Origin of the sequence: Craterilacuibacter sp., assembly GCF_051659485.1 — a bacterium.
Classification (GTDB): Bacteria; Pseudomonadota; Gammaproteobacteria; order Burkholderiales; family Chromobacteriaceae; genus Craterilacuibacter.
The window spans coordinates 1-8,687 of sequence record NZ_JBOFOO010000327.1; the positions used below are offsets into that span (position 1 = coordinate 1).

Below are 8,687 nucleotides of genomic sequence, written 5' to 3' on the forward strand. Positions count from 1 at the left end.
GCGAAATCCAGAACCTGTCCATTATTATCAAGGCAGACGTTCAGGGTTCGTACGAAGCACTGGCAGGCAGCTTGCAGAAGCTTTCGACCGACGAAGTTCGCGTCAATATCCTGCACTCCGGTGTGGGCGGTATTACCGAATCGGACATCAACCTGGCGATTGCTTCCAAGGCTATCGTGATCGGCTTTAATACCCGTGCCGATGCGGCTGCGCGTAAACTGGCCGAGAACGAGGGTGTGGATATTCGCTACTACAACATCATTTATGATGCCGTAGATGAAGTGAAAGCCGCGCTGTCGGGCATGCTGGCACCGGAGAAGAAGGAAGTTATCCTGGGTACGGTGGAAATCCGTCAGGTGATTTCCGTGTCCAAGGTGGGCAATATTGCCGGCTGTATGGTGACCGACGGTATGATCAAGCGTTCCGCCATGGTTCGCCTGATCCGCAATCATGTGGTTGTGCATGCCGGCGAACTGGATTCGCTCAAGCGCTTCAAGGATGACGTGAAGGAAGTGAAGCAAGGCTACGAATGCGGCCTGATGCTGAAGAACTTCAATGATATCCAGGAAGGTGACCAGCTCGAGGCTTACGAAATCGTCGAAGTGGCGCGTTCCCTCTGAGTCCGGATTGAACCAAGGCGAGTGCTCCTCCGGTCCCAAGCCGGAGGCACTCGCCTTTTTTGCTGAAAAAGAAAGGATAGCGCGATGGCTAGAAAAGCCTTTTCCCGCTCTGACCGTATGGCTGACCAGATCCAGCGTGATCTGGCAGAAATCATTCGTACCGGCCTGAAAGACCCGCGCGTTGGCTGGGTGACGATTACCTCGGTGGTAGTGACCCGCGATTACTCGCATGCCAAGATTTGTTATACCGTAATGGGTGAGGGCTCGCGCGAAATTACGCAAGAGGCGCTGGAGCACTCGGCGGGTTATATGCGTAAAGAACTGGGTCGTGGGCTGACGGTATACACCGTGCCGCAACTGCATTTCGTATATGACGAGTCTATCGAGCGCGGTGTGCATATGAGTCGATTGATTTCCGATATTTCGGAAGAAGACGCTAAAAACCGCGCCAAGCTGGGCGAGGACGAGTAATGGCTCAGGTGCGTCGCCCCAAGCTGAATATCGACGGCGTGCTGCTACTGGACAAGCCGCTAGGGTTCTCCAGTAACGGCGCTTTGCAGAAGGTGCGCTGGTTATATACGGCGGCCAAGGCCGGGCATACCGGCGTGCTCGATCCACTGGCCACCGGCCTGTTGCCGGTCTGCTTTGGCGAGGCAACCAAGTTTTCGTCTTTCTTGCTGGATGCGGATAAAGGTTACCGTGCTACCGTTTGCTTTGGTGCGAATACCACCACTGGCGATGCCGAAGGCGAAGTGGTTGAGGAGCGTCCGGTCGATTTTACGCAGGCGCAGTTGCTGGCTGCGATGGCGCGCTTCAAGGGCGAAATCGATCAGGTGCCGCCGATGTATTCGGCGCTCAAGCATCAGGGCAAGCCCTTGTATGAGTATGCCCGGCAGGGTATCGATATCGAACGGCCGGCGCGGCGTGTGAGCATACATGGCATCGAACTGATCAGCTTCGATGGCAAGACTGCGATTATCGATGTGTTGTGCAGCAAGGGAACCTATATTCGCACGCTGGCACAGGACATCGGTGAAGCCTTGGGGTGTGGTGCGCATCTGACCGGTTTGCGTCGTACGCAGACTGCCGGTTTCCGTCTGGAAGATGCGCTGACGATAGAGCAGGTCGAAGCGGTGGCGGTCGACGCGCGTGCCGGTTTGCTGTTGCCTATCGATATTCTGGTTGGGCATTTGCCTGAAGTGGCTTTGTCTGAAGCCGATTTTGGGCGCTTTATGCATGGTCAGGCTGTCCCCTCGCAACAAAATCATGCAATAATGTCGCGTTTCCGCGTATACCGTGAGGCGACGCGGGAATTTTTGGGTCTGGCTGAGGCAAGGGAAGAAGCTTTCTTGCACCCCAGTCGACTCGTGGCGGTGAAAACCGCCAGTTAAGTGAAGCACGGATGGGTTGACGCTCGCCGTGCTTGCCGGGCAAATGCCCTTATCTAGTATTGTGGAGTTTTACACATGGCAATGACCGCCGCGCAAAAAGCAGACATCGTTAAAGACTATCAGCATCAGGAAGGCGATACCGGTTCTTCTGAAGTTCAGGTTGCCCTGCTGACCGCACGTATCAATGATCTGACTTCGCACTTCAAAGCCAACACTAAAGACCATCACAGCCGTCGTGGCCTGTTGAAAATGGTTAGCCGTCGTCGTCGTCTGCTTGACTACCTCAAGCGTACTAACAACGATAGCTACCGCGCTCTGATCGCTCGTCTGGGTCTGCGCAAGTAAGTTGTACGAAGTTGAAAAGTCGCAGCCCAGGCTGCGATTTTTCATATTTCGACGGGTCATTCTTGTTATCGAAGATGGCGGGTTGAGCCTCTAGTCATCCGTATTTGTACAAGTGCCGATGGCTAGGGGTTCCCGTTATCACAAGCTACACCAACTCATCCAGAAGTAAGGGATACCCAGTGTTCAATAAAATCAGCAAGTCTTTTCAGTTTGGCCGCCACACTGTCACCCTCGAAACCGGCGAAATCGCACGTCAGGCATCGGGTGCAGTTCTGGTTTCGATGGATGAAACCGTGGTTCTGGTTTCTGTTGTCGGTTCTAAAAACGTCAAGCCGGGTCAGGATTTTTTCCCGCTGACCGTCGATTACCTCGAGCGTACCTACGCCGCCGGTAAAATCCCGGGTGGCTTCTTTAAGCGTGAAGGCAAGCAGTCCGAAAAAGAAATCCTGACCTGCCGTCTGATCGATCGTCCTATTCGCCCACTGTTCCCGGCCGGTTTCTATCACGACGTGCAGATCGTCGCGACCGTTATGTCGCTGAATCCTGAAGTCGATGCCGATATTCCGGCCATGATAGGTGCTTCCGCTGCACTGGCGATTTCCGGTCTGCCGTTTGCCGGCCCGGTTGGTGCTGCGCGCGTGGCTTACACTAACGGCGAATACATCCTCAATCCGACCAAGACCGAGCTGGTAAGCTCCGAGCTGGATCTGATCGTTGCCGGTACCGAGCGTGCCGTGCTGATGGTCGAGTCCGAAGCCAAAGAGCTGTCCGAAGCCATCATGCTGGGTGCCGTCGTCTTCGGTCACGAGCAGATGCAGGCTGCGATTACGGCCATCAATGAACTGGCTGACGAAGTCAATCCGGTGATGTGGGCTTGGGAAGCGCCGGCACATGATGCCGATCTGGTGGCTCGTATCCGTGAAGTGGCGGGCGAAAAAATCGCTGCTGGCTTCCGTATCCGTCAGAAGCAACTGCGCTCCACTGCGCTGGCTGAAGCTTGGGATGCAGTCAAGGTCGCACTGATCACCGAAGAAACCAGTACGCTGAAGACTAACGAGATCAAGGGCATCTTCAAGGAGATGGAAGGCGAGATCGTGCGTGGCCAGATTCTGGCTGGTGAGCCGCGTATTGATGGCCGTGATACCCGTACCGTACGTCCGATCTCGGTGCGCACCGGCGTGTTGCCGCGCACTCATGGCTCGGCACTGTTTACCCGTGGCGAAACCCAGGCGATTGCCACTGCGACGCTGGGTACCAGTCGCGACGAGCAGATCATTGATGCGCTGGCCGGCGAATATACCGACCGCTTCATGCTGCATTACAACTTCCCGCCGTATTCGACCGGTGAAGCCGGCCGTATGGGCCCGCCTAAGCGTCGTGAAATCGGTCACGGCCGTCTGGCCAAGCGCGCACTGCTGGCTGTGCTGCCGCCTGCGGACGAGTTTAGCTACACCATGCGTGTCGTATCCGAAATTACCGAGTCCAACGGTTCTTCGTCGATGGCTTCGGTGTGTGGCGGTTGCCTCGCGTTGCTGTCCGCCGGTGTACCTTTGAAGGCGCATGTGGCCGGTATCGCCATGGGCCTGATTCTGGAAGGCAATCGTTTTGCCGTGCTGTCCGATATTCTGGGTGATGAAGATCATCTGGGCGATATGGACTTCAAGGTAGCCGGTACCGCTGATGGCGTGACTGCGCTGCAGATGGATATCAAGATCCAGGGCATTACCAAGGAAATCATGCAGGTGGCGCTGGCTCAGGCCAAGGAAGGCCGTTTGCATATCCTGAGCGTGATGAAGGATGCGGTTGAAGGCCCGCAGACGCTGTCCGAGTTTGCGCCGCGTCTGTTTACCATGAAGATCAACCCGGAGAAAATCCGTGAAGTGATCGGCAAGGGTGGTGAAACCATCCGCTCGATTACCAAGGAAACCGGTTGCGAGATCAATATCGAAGATGACGGCACCATCGTGATCGCTTCGGTGACGCAAGAGGGTGCAGACGCAGCCAAGAAGCGTATCGAAGAAATCACCATCGAAGTCGAAGTCGGCAAGGTATATGAAGGTCCGGTCGTCAAGATTCTCGACAACAACGTGGGTGCCATCGTATCCATCCTGCCGGGTAAAGATGGTCTGGTCCATATTTCCCAGATCGCCAACGAGCGCATCAAGAACGTGGCCGACTATCTGAAAGAAGGTCAGGTTGTGCGCGTGAAGGCGATCGAGATGGATGATCGTGGCCGTGTGCGCCTGTCGATCAAGGCGCTGCTGGAAGATGAATCCAAAGTTGCACGCGAGACTGCCGATTCTTTCGGCTTGAAGTCCGGTAACTGATAACAGGGGGCATCTATGCTGCCCCTCTGTAGAAAACCCGCATCCTATGGTGCGGGTTTTTTGTGTCTGCCGCGCAGCGACTGGATGCCGGTGATGAGTGCAATGCCGGTCAGTAAGGGGAGGGGTGGATGTTCTGGAAATATTTTTCACATAATCCCGATGGGGGGCGCAGATTGCAATTGCTGCGCGATGCCATTCCGGATTTGCCGTTACTGACAGGTTTGTCTGCTGTCGAGTGCGACACGCTGGCACGGTTGGCGCTGGTTTTTATCGATGGAAAGTCTTTTGTGCGGGTCGATGGCGAGTCACTGCAGGACGCGGATGCCGTCACGCTTGCTTTACAGGCCGCCTTGCCGGTGTTGGGGCTGGGCGCTGCGGCGCTGGAGGGCTGGCGTGAGGTGATTCTCTACCCCGACGCATTTGTGGTGCGCGACGAGTGGCTTGATCGGGCCGGCTTGGCGCATGAAGGTGAGCAGGTGTTGCTTGGCCAGGCAAGGCAGGACGGGCCGCTGATACTCTCCCTGCCCGACGCCCTAGACTCGGCGCTGCTGGATGGCTGGAATGTGGTGATTCACGAGATGGCACATAAGCTGGATATGCTGGACGGGGATGCCAATGGATGTCCGCCCTTGCACAAAGGCATGGATAGGGGGGCGTGGGCGCACGACTGGCAGTCGGCATATGACGGGTTCTGCCGGCAGGTCGATGATGGTTGTGCATCGTGGCTGGATGCTTACGCCAGCGAGAATCCGGCCGAGTTTTTCGCTGTATTGTCGGAGTCTTTTTTTGAAACGCCGCATTGGCTAAAGGCGGATTATCCCGCGCTTTATGTCCATCTGTCGGCCTTTTATCTGCAGGATACTGCTGCAAGGCTACCGGTCCTGCCTTTGTCGTTGCAGTTGTCGGGGCATGACCGGCAAGAGCTTTAAATTTGCAGGTTTTTACCCAGCCTGTCGTAGCTAGTTTCTGCCTCGGCGAGTATGCGGCTGAAAAGCTCGGCTACGCTGGGGGTATCGTAGATCAGGCCTTGTGCCTGTCCTATCAGTTGTACACCCTTGTTGTGGTCGCCATCCTGAATAGCACCGCGTATGGCCTCGGTGGCGGCGCCAAACTGCGCCAGTTGACGCAAGCCCCACGGGTTGCTCAGCATGCCGCCGATGGCGACTTTAAGTGGAGACATCCCTAGTTTTTTTGCCATGCCCATGGCGCGCCAGCCGGCAACGGGCAGCGCGAGTGGGCGCTGTGTGGCGCGCCGAGCGCTCGGGGTATCCATTACCCGGCAAGGCAGGCCATCGAAATTTTTTGAATACAGGGTGTCGCCTGCCTGTTTGCTGCAGATCAGTGCTTTGGTGTCGGCATGAACCGGGCTCTCTCGGGTGCTGGCAATGCGTGTGCCCATGGCGATCGCGTCGGCCCCCAATGCCAGCGCTGCCATCAGGCCTTGCCCGCTGGCAAAACCGCCGGCTGCGATGATGGGTAGGCGGGTGATGGCACGTAGTGCCGGAATAAGGACTAATGAGGTGATTTCGCCACCGTGTGCAGCAGCTTCGTGTCCGGTCACCAGCAGGGCATCGGCACCGGATTGTTCGGCAGAGCGGGCATGTTTTTCGTTGACTACGGTGGCAATGACCTTGCCGCCATATGCGTGTGCCGCTTCGGCAATCCATTCGCCCTTGCCTAGCGAATAGTTGATGACGGGAACGTGTGCTTCCAGTGCGGCTCTGGCATTATCCGCAGCACCCGGCATCATGAGTGTGCATCCTACGCCAAACGGCTGGTCGGTCAGTTCGCGGATGCGGGCAATAGCGCTGCGGGTCGCATCCGGACTCAAGGGGCCGGTCGCGAGTATGCCCAGGCCACCTGCATTGCTGACAGCAGCAACCAATTCGGGCGTGGCGATATACGACATGCCGGGGCTGACAAAGGGAAGCTTGATGCCCATCAGTTCGGTGAAGGCCGTTTTCATGGTGTCGAAGGCGTGTAGTGGATATGGTTGTCATTCTTACTATGACTTAAGAATAAATTCAAACGAATGTTTCATATGTATCTGATCGTGATAGCCTGGCTGTACGTGATTGTGATGTTTTCTGCGGCGCAAGATAATGTGGTCGCCGGTGTGCTGACCTTTGTTTTTCTCGGTTTGCTGCCTCTGGTGCTATGGGTATGGATGAAAATCCACCGTTTGCGTGCACGGCGCGAACAGGATTCATCGGCTCAGGATAAGGGCAAAACTTGAGTGTACGGCCCTAATGATGATATGATCCCGCGTCCCCGGAATTTAGGGGCAATACGCACATTCGCGCCAAAGGGTGTCCGCAAGGATTTTTGCGCGAATGGAGCCATTTAACCCTTAGGAGTTTATTCAATGAGTATTACCGTTACCATGCGTCAAATGCTGGAGGCCGGCGTTCACTTCGGCCACCAAACCCGCTTCTGGAATCCAAAGATGGCTCAGTACATCTTCGGCAGCCGCAACAAGATTCACATCATTAACCTGGAAAAGTCCCTGCCACTGTTTATCGGTGCACAGGACTATGTTCGCCGCTTGGCTGCGAACAAGGGTACCGTGATGTTTGTCGGCACCAAGCGTCAGGCGCGTGAAATCGTACGTGAAGAAGCAAGCCGCGCAGGCGTTCCTTTCGTTGATCACCGCTGGTTGGGCGGCATGCTGACCAACTACAAGACGGTTAAGCAGTCGATCAAGCGTCTGGAAGAAAAAACTGCAGCGCTGGCCGCCGCGGACGAAAGCGGTTTCAACAAGAAAGAACTGCTGGTAATGAAGCGCGAAGTTGAAAAACTTGAGCGTTCGCTGGGCGGTATCAAGGATATGAAGGGCTTGCCAGACGCTATCTTCGTTATCGATACCGGCTACCAGAAGGGCACCATCGTTGAAGCCCAAAAGCTGGGTATCCCAGTTATTGGTGTGGTAGATACCAATAACAACCCAGAGGGTATCGATTTCGTGATCCCGGGTAACGACGACTCCAGTCGTGCGATCCGCCTGTACGCTCGTGGTATCGCTGATGCGGTACTCGAAGGTCGCGCACAAGCGATGCAGGAAATCGTAGCTGCTGAACCGGCTGCTGCCGAGTAAAGCAAGGAAATCCAAGGGGGCGCAAGCCCCTTTTTTCCGATCTGGTTACCTGTTTCACATAATCTAGGAGTTTGAACATGGCGGAAATTACCGCGAAAATGGTCGCCGAGTTGCGCGCTGCAACCTCGATGGGCATGATGGAATGCAAAAAAGCATTGGTTGAAGCCGAAGGCGACATGGCCAAAGCGGAAGAAATCCTGCGCATCAAGTCCGGCAACAAGGCTTCCAAGCTGGCCGGCCGTACTGCTGCCGAAGGCGTGATCTCCACCTTCGTTGAAGGTGGTGTGGGCGCGATGGTTGAAGTCAACTGCGAAACCGACTTCGTGGCCAAAGATCCTACTTTCCTCGCATTCACTCAGGCTGCTGCCGAAGCCGTTGCCAAAGCCAATCCTGCCGATGTAGAAGCACTGTCTGCCGTGATCGTGAATGGCCAGAGCGTGGAAGACATCCGCAAGGCGGCGATTGCCAAGCTGGGCGAGAACATGACGATTCGTCGTTTTGCTCGTTACGAAACCGCGGGCAAGATTGCAATCTATCTGCACGGCGCCAAGATCGGCGTTATCGTGGATATCAATGGTGAAGAAGCGCTGGGTCGCGATGTGGCAATGCATATTGCTGCATCCAAGCCTATCTGCGTATCCAAAGAGCAGGTTCCTGCCGAGACGCTGGAAACCGAACGCCGCATCTTTACCGAGCAGGCTATTGCCGAAGGCAAGCCGGCCGATATCGCAGCCAAGATGGTTGAAGGCCGTGTACGCAAGTACCTGGCTGAAGTGACACTGGTAGGCCAGCAGTTCGTGAAGAACCCGGATATCACGGTTGAAAAACTGTTGTCCGAGCAGGGTGCTACCGTCAATGCATTCGCCATGTTTGTTGTTGGCGAAGGCATCGAGAAGAAAGTGGTTGATTA

At 55.6% G+C, this 8,687-nt stretch carries 10 protein-coding genes; 9 read left to right on the top strand and 1 reads right to left on the bottom strand.

The window, feature by feature from the left end; all coding sequences use genetic code 11:
• The 6 genes from ACRC1E_RS11250 to ACRC1E_RS11275 form a co-directional block, all read left to right on the top strand.
• Positions 1-620, top strand: a 620-nt coding sequence (locus tag ACRC1E_RS11250; RefSeq protein WP_438515189.1) for a translation initiation factor IF-2, incomplete at its 5' end; no start/stop codon positions are given.
• Between the two features lie 84 nt (positions 621-704).
• Positions 705-1,091, top strand: coding sequence for a 30S ribosome-binding factor RbfA (gene rbfA / locus ACRC1E_RS11255; protein ID WP_438515190.1), 387 nt, complete (start codon positions 705-707; stop codon positions 1,089-1,091).
• Positions 1,091-2,011 (top strand): tRNA pseudouridine(55) synthase TruB, encoded by a 921-nt coding sequence (truB, locus tag ACRC1E_RS11260; RefSeq protein WP_438515191.1) that lies wholly within the window; start codon positions 1,091-1,093, stop codon positions 2,009-2,011. Before rbfA ends, truB begins: the two co-directional genes overlap by 1 nt.
• A 75-nt stretch (positions 2,012-2,086) precedes the next feature.
• Positions 2,087-2,356, top strand: a complete 270-nt coding sequence (rpsO, locus tag ACRC1E_RS11265; protein ID WP_438515192.1) for a 30S ribosomal protein S15 — start codon at positions 2,087-2,089, stop codon at positions 2,354-2,356.
• Positions 2,357-2,535: 179 nt separating this feature from the next.
• The gene (pnp, locus tag ACRC1E_RS11270) at positions 2,536-4,683 is read left to right on the top strand and encodes a polyribonucleotide nucleotidyltransferase (protein WP_438515193.1); all 2,148 of its coding nucleotides are present in this window, start codon (positions 2,536-2,538) and stop codon (positions 4,681-4,683) included.
• A gap of 173 nt (positions 4,684-4,856) precedes the next feature.
• Complete coding sequence (locus tag ACRC1E_RS11275; RefSeq protein WP_438515194.1) at positions 4,857-5,612, top strand: zinc-dependent peptidase; 756 nt, start codon at positions 4,857-4,859, stop codon at positions 5,610-5,612.
• Here the strand turns inward: ACRC1E_RS11275 and ACRC1E_RS11280 are convergent.
• Positions 5,609-6,649, bottom strand: coding sequence for an NAD(P)H-dependent flavin oxidoreductase (locus ACRC1E_RS11280; RefSeq protein ID WP_438515195.1), 1,041 nt, complete (start codon positions 6,647-6,649; stop codon positions 5,609-5,611). The two genes, ACRC1E_RS11275 and ACRC1E_RS11280, sit on opposite strands and share 4 nt — an antisense overlap.
• Positions 6,650-6,724: 75 nt before the next feature.
• On the opposite strand from ACRC1E_RS11280, the gene ACRC1E_RS11285 reads away from it, so the two are divergent.
• The 3 genes from ACRC1E_RS11285 to tsf all read left to right on the top strand — a co-directional run.
• Positions 6,725-6,919 (top strand): hypothetical protein, encoded by a 195-nt coding sequence (locus ACRC1E_RS11285; protein WP_438515196.1) that lies wholly within the window; start codon positions 6,725-6,727, stop codon positions 6,917-6,919.
• A gap of 129 nt (positions 6,920-7,048) precedes the next feature.
• Positions 7,049-7,777, top strand: a complete 729-nt coding sequence (gene rpsB, locus ACRC1E_RS11290) for a 30S ribosomal protein S2 (protein WP_438515197.1) — start codon at positions 7,049-7,051, stop codon at positions 7,775-7,777.
• 77 nt (positions 7,778-7,854) lie between these two features.
• On the top strand, positions 7,855-8,687 hold an 833-nt coding region (gene tsf / locus ACRC1E_RS11295; protein WP_438515198.1), incomplete at its 3' end, for a translation elongation factor Ts.

What these genes read in the sequence shown, in the direction of transcription:
- rbfA (WP_438515190.1), top strand. Translation starts at nt 705, where the DNA reads ATGGCTAGAAAAGCCTTTTCCCGCTCTGACCGTATGGCTGACCAGATC.
- rpsO (WP_438515192.1), top strand. Translation starts at nt 2,087, where the DNA reads ATGGCAATGACCGCCGCGCAAAAAGCAGACATCGTTAAAGACTATCAG.
- ACRC1E_RS11285 (WP_438515196.1), top strand. Translation starts at nt 6,725, where the DNA reads ATGTATCTGATCGTGATAGCCTGGCTGTACGTGATTGTGATGTTTTCT.
- truB (WP_438515191.1), top strand. Translation starts at nt 1,091, where the DNA reads ATGGCTCAGGTGCGTCGCCCCAAGCTGAATATCGACGGCGTGCTGCTA.
- rpsB (WP_438515197.1), top strand. Translation starts at nt 7,049, where the DNA reads ATGAGTATTACCGTTACCATGCGTCAAATGCTGGAGGCCGGCGTTCAC.
- ACRC1E_RS11280 (WP_438515195.1), bottom strand. Translation starts at nt 6,649, where the DNA reads ATGAAAACGGCCTTCACCGAACTGATGGGCATCAAGCTTCCCTTTGTC.